At 52.2% G+C, this 15864-nt stretch carries 12 protein-coding genes; all 12 read right to left on the bottom strand.

Annotated features, from left to right (window positions below; all coding sequences use genetic code 11):
• Positions 1 to 6: 6 nt before the first annotated feature.
• On the bottom strand, positions 7 to 963 hold the full coding sequence (locus tag MKX51_RS21880) for a carbohydrate kinase family protein (RefSeq protein ID WP_340993857.1): 957 nt from the start codon (positions 961 to 963) through the stop codon (positions 7 to 9).
• A 97-nt stretch (positions 964 to 1060) separates the two neighbouring features.
• Positions 1061 to 1993: an alpha/beta hydrolase gene (locus MKX51_RS21885; RefSeq protein WP_340993858.1), complete on the bottom strand. Its 933-nt coding sequence runs from the start codon at positions 1991 to 1993 to the stop codon at positions 1061 to 1063.
• Between the two features lie 46 nt (positions 1994 to 2039).
• The gene (locus MKX51_RS21890; protein WP_340993859.1) at positions 2040 to 3014 is read right to left on the bottom strand and encodes a LacI family DNA-binding transcriptional regulator; all 975 of its coding nucleotides are present in this window, start codon (positions 3012 to 3014) and stop codon (positions 2040 to 2042) included.
• 506 nt (positions 3015 to 3520) lie between these two features.
• Positions 3521 to 4510 (bottom strand): LacI family DNA-binding transcriptional regulator, encoded by a 990-nt coding sequence (locus tag MKX51_RS21895; RefSeq protein WP_340993860.1) that lies wholly within the window; start codon positions 4508 to 4510, stop codon positions 3521 to 3523.
• Between the two features lie 108 nt (positions 4511 to 4618).
• Positions 4619 to 5446 (bottom strand): carbohydrate ABC transporter permease, encoded by an 828-nt coding sequence (locus MKX51_RS21900; RefSeq protein WP_340993861.1) that lies wholly within the window; start codon positions 5444 to 5446, stop codon positions 4619 to 4621.
• On the bottom strand, positions 5446 to 6327 hold the full coding sequence (locus tag MKX51_RS21905) for a carbohydrate ABC transporter permease (protein ID WP_340993862.1): 882 nt from the start codon (positions 6325 to 6327) through the stop codon (positions 5446 to 5448). The genes MKX51_RS21900 and MKX51_RS21905 overlap by 1 nt, the downstream gene beginning before the upstream one ends.
• 243 nt (positions 6328 to 6570) lie before the next feature.
• Positions 6571 to 7932 carry an ABC transporter substrate-binding protein gene (locus MKX51_RS21910; RefSeq protein ID WP_340993863.1) on the bottom strand — a complete coding sequence of 454 codons (1362 nt, stop codon included), beginning with the start codon at positions 7930 to 7932 and terminating at the stop codon, positions 6571 to 6573.
• Positions 7933 to 8544: 612 nt separating this feature from the next.
• Positions 8545 to 10173: a response regulator gene (locus tag MKX51_RS21915; RefSeq protein WP_340993864.1), complete on the bottom strand. Its 1629-nt coding sequence runs from the start codon at positions 10171 to 10173 to the stop codon at positions 8545 to 8547.
• On the bottom strand, positions 10127 to 11839 hold the full coding sequence (locus MKX51_RS21920; RefSeq protein ID WP_340993865.1) for a sensor histidine kinase: 1713 nt from the start codon (positions 11837 to 11839) through the stop codon (positions 10127 to 10129). The genes MKX51_RS21915 and MKX51_RS21920 overlap by 47 nt, the downstream gene beginning before the upstream one ends.
• 55 nt (positions 11840 to 11894) lie before the next feature.
• On the bottom strand, positions 11895 to 13601 hold the full coding sequence (locus MKX51_RS21925; protein ID WP_340993866.1) for an extracellular solute-binding protein: 1707 nt from the start codon (positions 13599 to 13601) through the stop codon (positions 11895 to 11897).
• 103 nt (positions 13602 to 13704) lie between these two features.
• Complete coding sequence (locus tag MKX51_RS21930) at positions 13705 to 14583, bottom strand: carbohydrate ABC transporter permease (RefSeq protein ID WP_036724075.1); 879 nt, start codon at positions 14581 to 14583, stop codon at positions 13705 to 13707.
• An 18-nt stretch (positions 14584 to 14601) separates the two neighbouring features.
• Positions 14602 to 15561: an ABC transporter permease gene (locus MKX51_RS21935; RefSeq protein ID WP_076076378.1), complete on the bottom strand. Its 960-nt coding sequence runs from the start codon at positions 15559 to 15561 to the stop codon at positions 14602 to 14604.
• Positions 15562 to 15864 lie beyond the last annotated feature (303 nt).

Consider the following 15864-nt stretch of genomic DNA (forward strand, 5'->3'; position numbering starts at 1 on the left):
AGCCTCCTACAGGTTGAATTGTTGCTTAATGACCGCAAGCGCAGGCAGATCGACTACCGCACCGGTGAATTTCAGTTTGTACGCGCTGACAGCAAATCCAAGCTCCAGCGCCTCTGTGAGCGTATACCCTTTGATAATAGCTGTATAGAATCCGGACCAGAAGGCATCTCCTGCTCCCGTTGTATCTTCAATCTGCGTCGCCTTGGTCGCAAACGACATCGTTTCGCTTCCGGTGGAGACGAGTGCCCCGTCCTTGCCCAGCGTCAGAATGACCAGCTTCGCGCCAAGCGCAAGGAATCTGGCGATCTGCTCCTCCGGCGTGCCGGGTCCGAACAGACGCTCAGCGTCATCCCCGGAAGGCTTGATGATATCCACCTTCGGAATGATGCTTTTGACATAGGCTACCCCGTCCTCCCCCTTCTGCCAGATCGAAGGATGATAGTTGGGATCGAAGCCGATCAGCACCTTATGCTTCCTTGCCGTCTTGATCACCCGCTCTACTGTCTCACGGGACGGATTCCTTGAAATCGGCCAGCAGGAGAAGTGGACAATTCTGGAATGAATCAAGGCTTGCTCCAGCGCTTCATTGTACTCCAGCCGGTAATCCGCCGCACGGTAAAAGATCGGAACCGGCGTAGCCTGACTTTTGGTAATCACCACCATACTGGTAGAATCATCGACCTGCTGGATGCCGCTTGTCGCCATTCCGGCGCTCTGCAGCCGGTTCATCAAATAGTTGCCCAGGCTATCCCTGCCCACCGCCGAAGCCACATGCGACCGGATGCCCAGCTTCCCCGCATTGATGGCAATATTCGAAGGCGATCCGCCAAAATACCGTGTATATCCATCACCTACCGTGTCCTCGCCGTACTCATTGGAGATCATATCCACGAGCAGCTCGCCCACTGTTAACACATCGTTCGCCTGATCTTCAAACTGTATTGTCTCTCCGAGTTTAAACACCCGCACTCCCCCTTGGTACTCCAGTATCCTTGTGTCCTATCCATTCTATGGTCTCTGTGTACACAATACTTTCAAAAACCCGTCCTCTTTTTACAATTTAAGAGTTCAAGGCTCTTGCCAGGGCATGGATGTATCCCTCTCTGGCTCTGCGGCTGACTTCGGCTGCAGGGACAACATGCTCGAAGCCATGATAGCCCCCCGGGTAGAGATGAAATTCCACTTCTACACCCGCCTGTGCCAGCCGGGCCACATAGTCTATCGTCTCATCACGGAACGGGTCGAGCTGTCCGACGCAGATATAGGCGGGCGGAAGTCCCGCCAGTTGATCCGCACGGCCGGGTGCCGCATAAGGAGAGGTGTCTGCTCCCCCGGCAGGGCCGCCCAGGTACATCTCCCACGCGACCAGGTTGTTCGCCCGGTTCCACACCGCCGGGTGCGTGACCTCATAACTTGAAGGTGTAATGTTGCGGTCATCCAGCATTGGATACAGCGGAAGCTGGAAGCAGAGGGCCGGACCGCCCTTATCTCTAGCCATCAGGGCCAGGGCAGCCGCCAGACCGCCGCCCGCACTCGCGCCGCCTACGGCAATCCGGGCCAAATCGATGCTCAGCCCGTTGTTGATATCGGCCAGCCACACAAGCGCTGCATAACAGTCCTCAATGGCAGCCGGGTAAGGATGCTCCGGGGCAAGGCGGTAGTCGGGCGACACGACCACACAGTTGGCCGCGAGGACGAAGCTCTCGCATAACGCATCGTCACCGCTCGGCTGGCCCAGAATATAGCCGCCCCCATGAGTCCAGAGCAGGGCAGGCAGCTTATGCTTACTCCGCTTCGCCGGTTCATAGATTCTGATCCGTACCGGCCCGGAACCGGCAATCAGGACCCGCTCCGTAATGCGGACACGGTCCGACGGTTCTGTAGGCAACGGTATCATATTCCGGGCTGCGGCCAGATCCTCCGGCAAATGCAGCGGCGGCAATCCGGCCATCCCCTCTCTTAATTCCGGGGCCACGCGGTGAATGAAATTCATCTATATTCCCTCCATATCGCTTCTATGTGAATGAATCCTGCGTGCTTCAAGTGGTCCCCTTCTCCGATAACCGGACGGGAAGAATCGTCTCCAGCGGGACCGGCTCGCCGGCAATCTGCTGAAGCAGATATTGAACGGCCAGCTCGGCCATCTTCTTGATCGGCTGGACGATAGTAGTCAGATCCTCCGCATCCAGGGCGGCAATTCCGTCATATCCAATGACTTTGACTTGACCGGGCACGGCTCTGCCCAGCCTTCTGCACTGCTTCAGCACCTGAAGGGCCAGCATATCGCTGCTCGCGAACACGCCGTCCAGCTCAGGACGTTCCTCAAAAAGACTGCTGACCAGCTTCTCGTAATCCTTATACTTGAATCCGTTCAGATCGGTTTGCCGGACGGTATATTCAACATCTTGCCTGCTGACCTGCTCCAGGAAGGCGTCATGCCTTTGCTTGGCCAGCAGATTCAGGCGCAGATTCCCGCTGAGATAGGCGATGCTCCGGCATTTTTTGCGCAGCAGCAGCCGGGTGGCCAGCACTCCCCCTTGATAGTTATCCGAGGCAATGAACGGAATCGACTTAGAGATCTGCCGGTCCAGCGACACCAGCGGCAGGCTGATCGACTTGTAATCGTTCACGCTCATCGTATGGCTGCCCATGATAATGCCGTCAACCCGGCTGGCCCGCAGCAGATCGATGTATTCTTTCTCTTTTTTCTTATGATGCAGGGAATTGCACAGCATAAGCTTATAGCCTTGTTCATAGGCATAGGCCTCAATATGCTTGGTTACCTCTCCGAAGAACGGATGGGAGATATCCGGCAGAATCAGGCCGATTATATTGGACTTCTTGCGCAGCAAGGAGCGTGCCACCTCACTCGGATGGTAATTCAGCTCCTCCATGGCATCGTTTACCTTTTGCTTCAGACTCTCACTGAGGTATCCCCGGTTATTCAGCACACGGGAGACGGTAGTGACGGAGACGCCGACCTTCTCGGCAACATCTTTGATGGTTACAGCCATCCGTACCTCCTGACCCGGGTCAGCCTTCTTCCTCTGTTCAGCGGAACAGAGCATGACTCTGTGTTAACCGGTTAATATAATAGGGCAACATCAGCTTTAAAACGATAATGAACATCGAGGGTTTTAAAGTCTGAGCAAGAACATTGGGCTAATATTAAGCTGATATCACCCTGTTTCCTACTCCTACTCCTACTCCTAAATTCAAGTGGGTGATTGTATTTCCTGCAACAGAAAACGCATAACTGACTGTAAAATGAGATTCAATTGCATTTCATACAGTGGAATGTTGTGTTTTGGGTGAAAAATGGCCTCTTTTCAACATTCAATTGTACTGGATACAATAGATTCTATTTTGAAGGCTTTTTTACAGCATTCTAATGTACGAAATGCAGTTGCTATCGTTACAGCACCTGCAGCATCGGAAGGACTGCTGCGGGAATATTCACAATATTAAACCTGCTACTCTACTAGAGCAGACCTGGCAGGGATGCTGCCAATCCTGGGTATCAGGTCGTGCCGCGCTCCACAGCCGTTACCGGGAACGTATTCACCATCGCCACCGCCTGACCCTCGATCTGCTGGACCGCCAGCTCCATAATGGCTTCGCTCATCTCCTGAATCGGCTGCCGGACCGTGCTTAGACGCGGGGAGATCATGGAGGCGAGCTGCACATCATCATAGCCCACAATGCGCATCGCTGAAGGAATCTCCTTGCCGAGCAGGTTGCAGGCATGAATGACTTCGGCGGCAATCACATCACTGCTGGCAAATACGCCGTCGATCTCAGGATGCTCCTGGAGGTAGGCGGCAATGGCGGTATCCCCTCCGGTATAGCTCCCCTGTTCAACCTCCAGCTGCAAGAACAGCGGCGCAAGCCCTGCGTGCTTCAGCTCTTCTTCATACCCCTGCTTTCTCAGGCCGGCCAGCATGAAGTGATGCTGGGGACCGTCGATCCCCCGCTGGATATAGACCGTGTGCCGGCAGCCCTGGCCGGTTAATAACCGCGCAGCCAGCCGGCCGCCCTCCAGATTATCCGAGGTGACCACGGGAATATCTTCCGAGATGACACGGTCGAAGGAGACGATCGGCAGGTCCAGGTGAAGATAATGCTGCACATCCAGCACGGCACTGCCCATGATGATGGCGTCAACCTGGTTTTTTTTGAGCATCTCGATATAATCCACTTCCTTGGAGACGTTACGGTTGGAATTGCAGAGCAGCAGCTTGTAGCCCTTAAGGTCTGCGTAATATTCGAGATAGGCGGTCAGCTCGGCAAAAAAAGGATGAGAAATCGCCGGGATGATCAGCCCGATCATATTGGATTTTTTGCGGAACAGGGCCCGGGCCATTTCATTCGGCTGATAGTTCATTTCCTTCATCACCCGGTAGACCTTCTCCTTCGTCTTGTCACTGATATACCCTCTATTGTTAAGGACTCTGGACACCGTATTCACAGAAAGTCCTGCCTGCTTCGCAACATCCTTCAGATTCGCCATAGAAACCACCTTGCTTTTTAGTTCCAATTATAGATGAATTTCGCATGGATTTCAGCTATTGAAGCGTAATCGTCACTGCGGTGAACATTTGGACTTCCTCGCCTCCCCTTATTTCAGCGCCCCTTCCGTGATCCCTTTGATGATCTGTTTTTGCAGGAACAGGTAGATGATCAGCACTGGAATGATCGTCATAATCAGCCCGGCCATCAGCGGCGCATAGTCCACAGAATAGGAGGAGAAGAAGGTATACGTGGAGAGCGGCAGTGTCTTCTGATCCGGCGACAGCAGCACCAGGCTGGGCAGGAGATAGTCATTCCAGATCCAGAGCACATCGAGCACCAGCAGGGTGACGAATACCGGCTTCAGCAAGGGCAGCACAATACTGAAAAACGTCCGCAGCGTGGTGCTCCCTTCGATAAATGCCGATTCTTCCAGCTCATAAGGAATCCCCTTGATAAAGCCGTGGAACGTGAAGACGCCAAACGGCACTCCGAAGCCGAGATACATGAACAGCAGCGTCAGCTTGGTATTCAGCAGCCCCATATTCCCGTACAGCATGACCATTGGAATCATCAGGACCTGGAAGGGAAGGGCCATAGAGGCCAGCATGAGGAAGAAGAAGAAGGAATTCACCTTCCATTTGTAGCGTACGAACAAGTACCCGGTCATCGCCGAGAAAATAATAATGATCGTAACGGAAATCCCCGTAATGATCAGCGAGTTCATGAACCCCTGCATAAAGTCCATATTGTCAAAAGCGCTGGCATAGTTCTTGAAATTAATCGTTGTCGGCAGCGACAGAGGACTCTCGAAGAATTGCTGGGTGGTCTTGAAGGAGTTCATAATAATCAGCAGGAACGGTGTTAAAAAGGCCAGCAGCAGCAGGTACAGGAATCCTGTCCGCAGGCCCGGGAGGATGCGCCGGTTAGCATTCATTAAGATTCCACCTCCAGCTTCTTCAGCAGATAGGATTGCGTCAAGGCGATCAGTGCTACGACAGCGAACAGAACGACTGCCTCTGCCTGGCCGACACCGTATTGATTGGACAGGAAGGCTTTTTGCACGATATGGTAGGTAGCCAGCTCCGTTGAATTGAACGGTCCGCCCTTGGTTAACGCCAGGTTGATGTCATACGTTAAGAAGGACCGGGACAGGGAGATGAAAATACAGATGACGATCGCAGGAACCGTCAGCGGCAGGATAATTCTGCGGATCACTGAAGTCCGCCCCGCTCCGTCGATGCTCGCCGCCTCCAGCACATCATTCGGTACGCCAGTGAAGCCTGCGATATAAATGATCATCAGATACCCGATCAGCTGCCAGGCGGTCGCAATGATCAGCGCCCAGAATGCCGTCCCCGTATTCGTCAGCCAGGAGGTCTGAAACAGCTCCCAGCCGTATTTATTCCCAAGGTAAGGCAGCACCTGTGAGAAAAGCGTCTGCCACAGATATCCCAGTACGATCCCTCCGACCAGATTGGGTGTGAAGAACCCGGTACGCAGCCATTGTTCCCCTCTCCCGCCTCTCGTCAGGGCGAGTGCGATGAAGAAGGCGAACACATTGGCAATCACCACGGTGAAGAAGACATACTTCAGGGTGAACCACAGCTGCTGAAGGAACACCTTATCCCTGAATACTTCGAGATAATTCGAGAAGCCGATCAGGCTGCTGTCGCCTGTACGGACATCCCAGTTCGTAAAGGTCAAATATAAGCCGACGATGAACGGTATAATCACAACGGCGGCAAAAGCGAAGATAGAGGGACCTCCGAAGACCAGAAACGTCCCCGCATTCTTCAGTGATAGCTTTTTGTTCATAGTGCTGCCCCCTTTCCTCTTAACAGGCTGAACTGGAGAATTTTTTATGTTTTGGGATTAGCCGCGACTCCAGAGAAGTTTTGGACTTCCGGCCGCTGTTGTCTGCAGATTTCTTGATTTAAACCGTTTTTAACGGTTGAAATCCGCAGACAAAGGCGGTCGCTATCGCTCCTTCAGTTCCAAAATTCCCCTCCGCCACTTTTCCCTTAACTTAAGTCTTCAAGTTCAATAAATAGAGATTCTCTATTTCCCTGCATACGATTTCCAGTAATCCTGAACCTCCTGCGCCAGCCCCTGGCGGTCGATATTGCCTACCAGATACTTCTGCATCGCAGCTCCGGTCTTGGCCCAGTAATCCTGCGGCAGGTAATTAATGACACCGATGTTGATGATGTTCCCTTGCTTCACGTATTCGCTGACGGCATTGGACATGATGTTCGTGCTCTGTGCCTTGAGATCCTTATACGGCATGGACAGCCCCATATCGCTAATAATAGCCTTCTGCCCGTCCTCGCTGCTGACCATCCATTCAATGAACGCTTTGGCGGCTTCCTGCTGCTCAGGCGTAGACTTCGAATCATCAATGGCGAACAGCTTAGGCTCGCTGTAGGCGACTTGCGTGTTGCCGAAATCCTCCGGGTTATTGCTAACCGGCAGCGGCAGGATACCGAAGTCAGTATCGCGGCCTTCCAGCGTTCCAATGACCGCCCAGCTCCAGTCTCCCATGAAGTAGAAGGCGGCAGCTCCCTTGGCGAAATCTGCGCTGTCACGGTTATAATCGGCAACGAGCGGGTCGCTCTTACGTGCGTTGTACTTCTTCAGCAGATCGAAGGTATCCATCAGGCCGGTGAACTGCGGATTCTCCGTCAGCTTAACCTGCCCGTTCTTCAGCTCCTCCACAAACTTCCGGTTGTCCTCGACCTTCTGCGACTGCAGGGAATAGGTCAATCCCAGATAGTGGGCGCCGAGCGACCAGTCTGCTCCGTGAAGCATGACCGGTGCTTTGCCGGAGGCTTCAATCTTCTTGAAGACCGCTTCGAGGTCATCACGGGTCTTCACCGATGCTGGATCAAAGGCACCGCCGATCCCCTCTTCTACCGCACGCTTGTTGTACAGCAGACCGTAGCCTTGGGCAGTCCAGGGAATACCCAGGAATTGTCCGTCCAGCAATGCGCCATCGATGGCTCCCGGATTGGTCAGCGCTTCATATTTAGCCTTCTCTGGCTCTAAATCCAGAAAATCATCCTTATATTGAAGTATGGTGCCTGCATCCAGATTCACGATTGTCGCCGGATTGCCGGAGGCCAGCAGGGATTGGAACTTCTCAAGCTGCGCGCCGCCGATCGGTGTAGGAATCAGTTCAATCGTTACCTGCGGATTCTGCTCATGATACTTCTTGAACAGCTCCTCGAATACGGTATTGACTTCTGCAGAGGTATTGAAGAAGGTGAGCTTAACGTCCTTGGCGGCCTGCTCTGCTGCTGGCGTCTCTCCCTTTTCTTCCTTAACAGCACCGTTTGCCGAATTCCCCTTGGAGCAGCCTGCGAGTAACCCGGTGACCACCGTCAGAGCGATAGCGAAGCTTGCAGCTTTTCTCAATTTCAAATGAATTCCCCCCGTACTTTTGATTGTTTTGAATGCGCATACATTTCTGAATGCAACTTTATGATAACCGGTTAACATATTTATGTCAATCGGTTATCATATTTAAATTTTAGCTAATGTAGAGGAGTGAATATGACTCTTGCAGCGGGGAAAAACGAATCCGGCCCTCGCGCCGCTTCCAGTCCAATTGTGGTCGGTTTTTCGACCACATTCCGCCCACGCGCCTCCGCCGCGCCCAATGTAATCGGTTTTTCGACCACATTCCGCCCACGCACCTCTCCCGCTCCAATTGTAATCGGTTTTTCGATTACATTTCGCCCACGCACCTCTCCCGCTCCAATTGTAATCGGTTTTTCGATTACATTTCGCCCACGCACCTCTTCCAGTCCAATTGTAATCGGTTTTTCGATTACATTCGGCCCAAGCGCCCTCCCCGCTGTCCAATGTAATCGGTTTTTCGATTACATTTGCCCCCCAGCCCTCGCAGCCACACATTGTAATCGGTTTTTCGATTACATTCCGCCCCCCAGCGCTCGCCGCTGCCAATTGTGTTTGGTTCTAACAGGCCAGCAGCAAAAAAGGCTTCAGCCCAAATGAGCCGAAGCCTTTCCCCTACAGCTTCCCCCGGTAATCCTGGGGCGTCATGCCGAACTGCTCCTTGAACACCTTAATGAAATACTGGCTGTTGGCGTAGCCGAGCTGCTCCGAGATTTCATAGATTTTCAGCTCTGAATTGCGCAGACTCGCCACCGCCTGCTCCATCTTCATGTTCAGGATATACTCGCTGATGCTGATTCCGCTGACCTGCTTGAACAGTCTGGACACATATGCCGGATGAAGCGAGACCGCGTCCGCAACGAATTGCTGGCTGGCCTCCGCCAGATTAGCCGCGATACAGCTCTGCATCTCCTTGACGATGCCCATCCGGTTATTCTGTGTATCCCGTTCGAGCTTGCCCTGCAGGGTATCCACCAGCGCTTCCCCCCAGCTGATCAGTTGGGAGACAGAGCGGAAGAGCGTCTTCTCCAGAAGCTCGCGTCCCACCAGGTCCGATAACAGCGAATGATTCTTATGGGCTATATAGTGGAAGGAGCCGAGAATCATGGTGCGGATCTCCTCAATATATTCTTCGTTATACGCCGGCAGATTGTTGCTGAATTCCTTCATCTGCTGCAGCCGTTCCTTGTACCCCTGCCACTGGCCGGTCTCCAGCAGATGCATCAGTGTCGGGGAAGCATATAAGTCCTTGAGCGGCTGGACCGGCGAGCTCTTCTGCTTGTCCGTCAAGGAGATGAAATAGCCCTGGTCATTGCCCACTTGCTGTCTTAACGCCGACTGGGAATCCTCATACATGGCGCGGAGATCCAGCGGGAATTCCCCCGGGTAGGACAGAATCACCGAGATTCCGCCATTCAGATATTCATTGACACTGCTGTGCAGCTGATGGGTATTATGGGTTAGCTGCTTCAGAATCTTGCCTGGGTCAACCGCCCCTGCTTCATTGCTCTTCACAATAAACACCAGGTTCTCGTAAGCATCCCGGCCATGCCACAGCTCGAAGCCCGGGCCCAGCAGCTCGCAGGCGATGTTCGTCACCGCGTATTCAAAGAGCAGCTGGCTATCCAGCCCGAAGTTCGTGAAATGCTCCTCCAGACGGATCAGAATCAGGAAGACCCGGTCGTTCACCTGAAAATCGATCTGATAACCGCTCAGCTTCTCCTTCAGCCGTTCCTGCGGATAAGATTTGCCCTGAATCAGCTCGGCCAGCAGCTTGTCCTTCAGCGCCGGAAGATGCTCCCGGAAGGCCAGCATCGCCTGCTCATAGGAGGCCGTCCGGTCGAGCTCCTTCTTAATGGTCTTAATCGTGCCCTCCAGAGCAGCTCGCAGCTTCTGATGATCCAGCGGCTTAACCAGATATTCCACTACCCCATACTGGAGGGCTTCCCGGGCATATTCGAACTCGGCATAGCCGGTTAGCAGAATACATTTGATTCTCCGGTGGGTCCGCTGTACCTGCTTCACCAGCTCCAGCCCGCTCATCCCGGGCATAGCAATGTCCGTAATGACTATATCAACCGGGTATTGCCCGATCACCTGCATGGCCTGCGCGCCTGAATAGGCTTTATATACTTTTTCAATCCCGAAGTCCTGCCATGGAAAAGCAAGCTCCAGATCATCTACGACATATTGTTCGTCATCTACCAGCAGAATTTGCAGAATGAGCTTCTCCCTCCTTTTCAATACGAATCCGGTAACAGGTGCCTTCGGACAGCACGGAGTCTACGGATAACCCGGAGTCCTTGCCAAAGTACAGGCGCAGCCGCTGATTCACATTCCTTAGCCCGGTTCCGAGCTGTTCATTGCTGATGATATTGTCCTCGATATGGCGGCGGACCGCTCCGAGCCGTTCCTCCGTCATGCCGATTCCGTTATCCTTCACGGTAATCAGAAGATACGAAGCCTCTTCTTCGGCGGCAACCGAGATGATGCCGGGCCTCAGGCTCGGTTCAATACCATGCTTAATGCAGTTCTCCACCAGCGGCTGCAGAATCATCCTTGGCAGCCGGTATCTGCGCGCCTCTGCCGTGACACCGAACTCGAAGGTGATTTCTTTTTTGCGCAAATGAACCATATGCAGATAATGCTCGACGAAATCCAGTTCATCCTGAAGCGTCGAATCGAGCTGTTCAATCTTATGAATGTAACGGCAGTAGGAGGCCAGATGCAGCGTCATCGCGGTGACCGCATGATAATCCTCGATGCTTGCTTTGCTCTGAATGAAATTCAGGCAGTTATAGAGAAAATGCGGATTAATCTGCGCCTGATACTGCTTCAGCTTCGCTTCCTTCACTTCAATCTCGCCCAGGAGAACCTGCTCTATCAGTGTCTGGGTATTCTCCGCCATCCGGTTAAAGGAATTGCCGAGCACCTTGAACTCATTGACCTGCAGATCGACGGCACGGCTGGAAAAGTCGCCCCGGTCGAACCGGTCAATCGCCTTCCGCAGCATGATAACCGGCTTCTGGACCTGCTTGCGGAGCAGCAGCGTGTAGAACATAATACCCACCAGCACCACCAGTACCGCATAGAGGAACAGCCGGTTATTGCGGTTAATCGGCTCGATATACTGGCGCTTGGGATAGGCGTCAATGAAATACAAATCCAGCATATCTGACTTCATGTAGTTAATCAGGTACTCTGCACGGTTCTCTGTAGCGGAGATGGTCCCCCTGTTCCCGCTAATCTGGGGACTGATCGACTGTAACAGCTCCTGCGGAAACGCCGCCCCCGGCTGGATAAAGGCCCCCTCGGAGGCATCGTATAACAGCGGCATACCGGAGACATACTGCTCCATCATTTTCACCAGATTATCCAGAGAAATCCTGACTTCAATTAACAGCGAGCTGATATGACTGCGCATGATGTTGGAGTAATATCCCTTGCCTTCCTTATCCATGTGCAGCACCCAGCGGTTCCGCGCCTGCTCCGGGGGGCTGAAGGTGCTGAAGGAGAAGGAGGAATCCGAGGATACCGTCTCTTTCTCATCCTCATAGTACAGAATCACTGTATTCTTCCAGGAGGTGGAGGCTGTGTTCAGGGCCAGCTTATCGATGATAGTCAGCTTCATCTCATATTTGGAATATTGATCCCCGAACTTCAGAATATAAGGATATCCACGCACAGACTGGTCCTGTGACAAAGTAATGGTATTTGTCAGCACCTGTTCAAATTGCGTGGATAGCTGGGAGGTCATGAATTCAACCTCGTACATTTTATTTTTTCTCAGCTCATTCTGAATGTCCTTCACGTTCAGCCGGTAGATGAGCCAGAACGCACCTACGATGATCAGCAGCATCAGCATCAGGACAAACGACAGCCACTGAAAGATAGACAGACGATATTTCACATGGTCTCCTCCGAATGAAAGGACGGCCTGGGGGCCGCCCTTATTCTTTATCTCTTTATTTCTGCAGGGATTGATACCATTCATTGACCTCTGTGGTCACTTTGTCGCCGCCTGTAGTTTTCCATTTCTCTACAAAGGTATCGAATTCGTCTACCGGCGCTTTGTCATAAATAATTTTGTTCAGAATTTCCTTCTCGAGCTTCTCCAGCATATCTCCACGGGCGAGCTGAGTTTCAGTAGGCGTACCTGTGAACATCTCAGGCATTACACTGTCCTTCTGGTCGACGATGATCTTTGCTGCCAGGATCTGCTCAGGAATACGCTCAGACAGATTCTTCTCATACTGGTTAGCAGGCTCAGCGCCGCCGGCCAGCTTAGCCAGTGTATTCATCATCAGGTTAGGAATAATGGCTCCATCGTAAGTCAGGGTATAACGGATCGCATCCACCCAGCCGCCTGGAATCTTATCCGTATCCTGCTCTTTCAGGACGGTTCCGTCTTCAGCGATATCATAATCGTAGCCTTTGGCGAAGCCGTTCACGAAGGTTGTGCTGTCCGGGTTGGCCCAGTTATCAAACAGATAGTTCTGGTAGACGAAGAATGCGTCTTTATGCTCCATATCCTTGTTGATCAATACAGCACCGGAGGCGATCTTCGTGCCGTGTCTGCCTACCTTGCCATCCGGGCCTGCCGGAAGCGGATAAGCCTTATGCACTGCACCTGGAACGTTCTTCTGCAAGTCCGGCAGCGGCCAGCCTGTCATCCAGTAAGGGCCGACAATGATACCGGATTTGCCTGCTGTAAAAGCTTCTGTCGCTTTGTTCTCATCATACAGACCGGATTCGGAGGAGATATATCCTTCCTTCATCCATTTCTGCATCGTTGCCAGACCCTGCTTCATCTCAGGCTGAACAGAACCGTAAGCGAGCTGGTTGTCCGCTGTCTTGTTCCACTGGTTAGGCATGGCGCCGAACATCCCGAAGACCCATCCGGCTTCAGACATCCATGTGTTCAGATTATTTTTGAAGCCTACAGCCAGTCCCGTTGTATCCTTCTTGCCGTTGCCGTCAGGGTCCTGGTTCGTGAACGCATCAAGTACGGTTTCCAGCTCAGCCAGATTCGTCGGAGCCTTAAGGTTCAGCTTCTTCAGCCAATCCTCACGGATATACATGACCGGATCATTATTATAAGCGTTTTCCAGAATCGGAATACCCATACGCTTGCCGTCTCGCATGTAGGGATTCCATACGGTTGGCTCTTCGGCCATCGCTTTTTTGTAGATATCGGAAGCATATTTGTCGAACAATTCGCCCGCATCGGTGAACTGGCCGCTGTCAATCAGATCGGAGATCAGTGACGGGCTGCCGCGGAAGGAGATGATGTCCGGCATTTTCTCACCTGAGGTCAGCATCAGGCGCAGCTTGGTTTCATAGGCGTTATTCTGGTCGCTTACGGTCCAGAGATACTTGATGTCAATACCCAGCGTATCCTTGGCCCATTTGGTGTGCACGTTATTCTCGATGTTCTCGCCGTTCTTGAATTTCAGGCTGCTTGCGATGGGAAATACCGTTGAAATGGTTACCGGCTCTGTATATTTACCATTCTCAAAGGGTGCCGAATACATAGCGTCTTCGCTTGCCGCCGGCTTGTTGTCCCCTTCTGCCTTCTTGTTGTCAGCATTGCCGCCGCAGCCGGCCAGCAAGCTGCCCAGCATGACTGTGGATAACACGGCCGCCGCAGAGAATTTCATTTTCTTTATCATTTAATCTTGCACCCCTTTAATTAAAATTTAATCATATTAAGTATATGAGTCAATCTTTTTCAGCTTCCAGCGCGTGCATCACCCCCTTTAATAGGAAGGACGGCTATTCCTTAACCGCCCCGAGGACAATTCCCTTCACGAAGAAACGCTGCAGGAATGGATACACGATGAGGATCGGCGCCATTCCGATGAAGATCTGCGCGGCTTTGACCGTTCTTTGCGAGATATTCTCCAGATCCTCCGGCCGTACGGTCACCTTACTGAAGTCCTGCTGGACAATGACCGACTGCAGGAAGGTCGCCAGCGGATAGTTGCGGTGATCCGTCATATACAGCAGGCCGTCGAACCAGGAGTTCCAATGCCCGACGATCGTGAACAGCGATAGTGTAGCAATGGCCGGCATGGATACCGGGAGATACACGCTGAACAGTGTTCTGAAATGACCTGCTCCGTCGATGAAGGCGGCTTCTTCCATTTCTTTGGGCACAGCCCGGAAGAAGTTAAGCAGCAGAATGATATTCCATACCGAGACGGCACCTGGCAGAATCAGTACCCATAAGGAGTTCATCAGGTGCAGCTTCTGAATCAGAATGTACATTGGCACCAGACCGCCGCTGAACAGCATGGTGAAGACCAGCAGCCAGATATACATGTTCCGGCGTCTGAACCGGGCGTTCTCTTTGGACAGCGCGTAGGCAGCCAGAATGACTACCCCCATGCTGAACAGCGTTCCCAGCACCGTGCGCTGCAGCGTCACCCAGATGGACCTGGTGAAATTCTCATTGGCTACGGTCTTGGTGTAGGCATCCACTGTGAAATCTACCGGCCACAGACCCACCAGATTGGCATTGGCTGCCGATTTCCCGCTGAACGATACAGCAAGGACGTGAATCAGCGGGACAACACACATGATTGAAACTGCGATCATCAGGATATAGTTGAACACCGTGAAGATGCGGTAAGGTTTTGTTTTATGATACATGCCAGATTGGCCTCCATTCTAGAAAATACGGTAGTTAGCAAATTTATACGAAAGGCGGTAAGCTGTTACGATCAAGACAAAGCTGACAACGGATTTGAACAATCCGACCGCTGTGGAGAAGCTGAACTTACCGTCAACAATTCCTAGTCTGTAGACAAATGTATCGATGATGTCCCCTTTATCGAAGACAAGCGCGTTATACAGGTTAAAGATCTGGTCAAAGCCTCCGTTAAGCACGTTACCAAGCGCCAGTGTTCCAACAACGATGGTAATCGGCAGCATGGCCGGCATCGTAATAGACCATGTCTGCTGCCAGCGTCCTGCTCCGTCTACCTCAGCTGCTTCATAGAGTGCCGGGTTAATTCCCGCCAGGGAGGCCAGGAAGACGATAGTGTTGAAGCCGAACTCTTTCCAGACATCACTCACTACAACGACAAACCGGAACCAGTTCCCGTCACCCAGGAAGAAGATCGGCTGGATGCCGAATACACTGACCAGCACCTGGTTGATCAGGCCTCCGTCTCTGGCCAGCAGGTCGGAGAGGATACCGCCCAGGATCACCCATGAGAGGAAGTGGGGCATATAGACAATGGTTTGTACCATTTTTTTGAATGCCATCTTGCGGATCTCATTCAGCAGCAGTGCGAATAAGAAGGGAACGATCAGGTTGGCGATCATTTTCAGACCGGCAATAATCAGTGTGTTCCAGATGATCTGAACGTTCTCAGGAATACTGAACAGATATTCAAAATGCTCCAGCCCCACCCACTTGGAGGCGCTAAAGCCTAAGCCCGGCTTGTAATTCTTGAAGGCAATCGCAAGGCCCGTCATTGGAATATAGGCGAAGATCACGGTTAGGATCAAAGCCGGCAGAACCATCAGATCGAGACTAAGGTTCTTGGTCCATTTCGATTTTTTCCGGGGCCTCCCCGCATTGACATCCAGTTTCTCGCCTTTTACGCTGGCTGGCGTAACCATGTTTTTCATGCTTCTGCTCCCCTTTGCTGGTCAACGTGTATCCGTTTACTTTGTTTATAAATTAATAATACCTAGCCGGACATGACAGATACATGATAAATACAAAGCATCGATAACAATTTGATAACCACAATATTTTTGGGCATAGCATTACGTTGGCGCTTGGATGGACGCTCCGCGAACGAAACGTTGTTACAATCGCTGTTGTCCCCAGATTTTTATTTATTCTCCTTAGCGGTGAAAATCCGGGGACAAAGGCGACCGCTGCCGCTTCTCCACAATCGTTCCGTTCTCTCCGCTGTT

It is taken from the genome of Paenibacillus sp. FSL M7-0420 (genome assembly GCF_038002345.1).
Classification (GTDB): Bacteria; Bacillota; Bacilli; order Paenibacillales; family Paenibacillaceae; genus Paenibacillus_AQ.

Bases quoted from the DNA above. Each gene is read 5' to 3' on its own strand.
- MKX51_RS21885 (WP_340993858.1), bottom strand. From the start codon at position 1,993: ATGAATTTCATTCACCGCGTGGCCCCGGAATTAAGAGAGGGGATGGCC.
- MKX51_RS21900 (WP_340993861.1), bottom strand. From the start codon at position 5,446: ATGAATGCTAACCGGCGCATCCTCCCGGGCCTGCGGACAGGATTCCTG.
- MKX51_RS21895 (WP_340993860.1), bottom strand. From the start codon at position 4,510: ATGGCGAATCTGAAGGATGTTGCGAAGCAGGCAGGACTTTCTGTGAAT.
- MKX51_RS21935 (WP_076076378.1), bottom strand. From the start codon at position 15,561: ATGGTTACGCCAGCCAGCGTAAAAGGCGAGAAACTGGATGTCAATGCG.
- MKX51_RS21925 (WP_340993866.1), bottom strand. From the start codon at position 13,601: ATGATAAAGAAAATGAAATTCTCTGCGGCGGCCGTGTTATCCACAGTC.
- MKX51_RS21905 (WP_340993862.1), bottom strand. From the start codon at position 6,327: ATGAACAAAAAGCTATCACTGAAGAATGCGGGGACGTTTCTGGTCTTC.
- MKX51_RS21930 (WP_036724075.1), bottom strand. From the start codon at position 14,583: ATGTATCATAAAACAAAACCTTACCGCATCTTCACGGTGTTCAACTAT.
- MKX51_RS21890 (WP_340993859.1), bottom strand. From the start codon at position 3,014: ATGGCTGTAACCATCAAAGATGTTGCCGAGAAGGTCGGCGTCTCCGTC.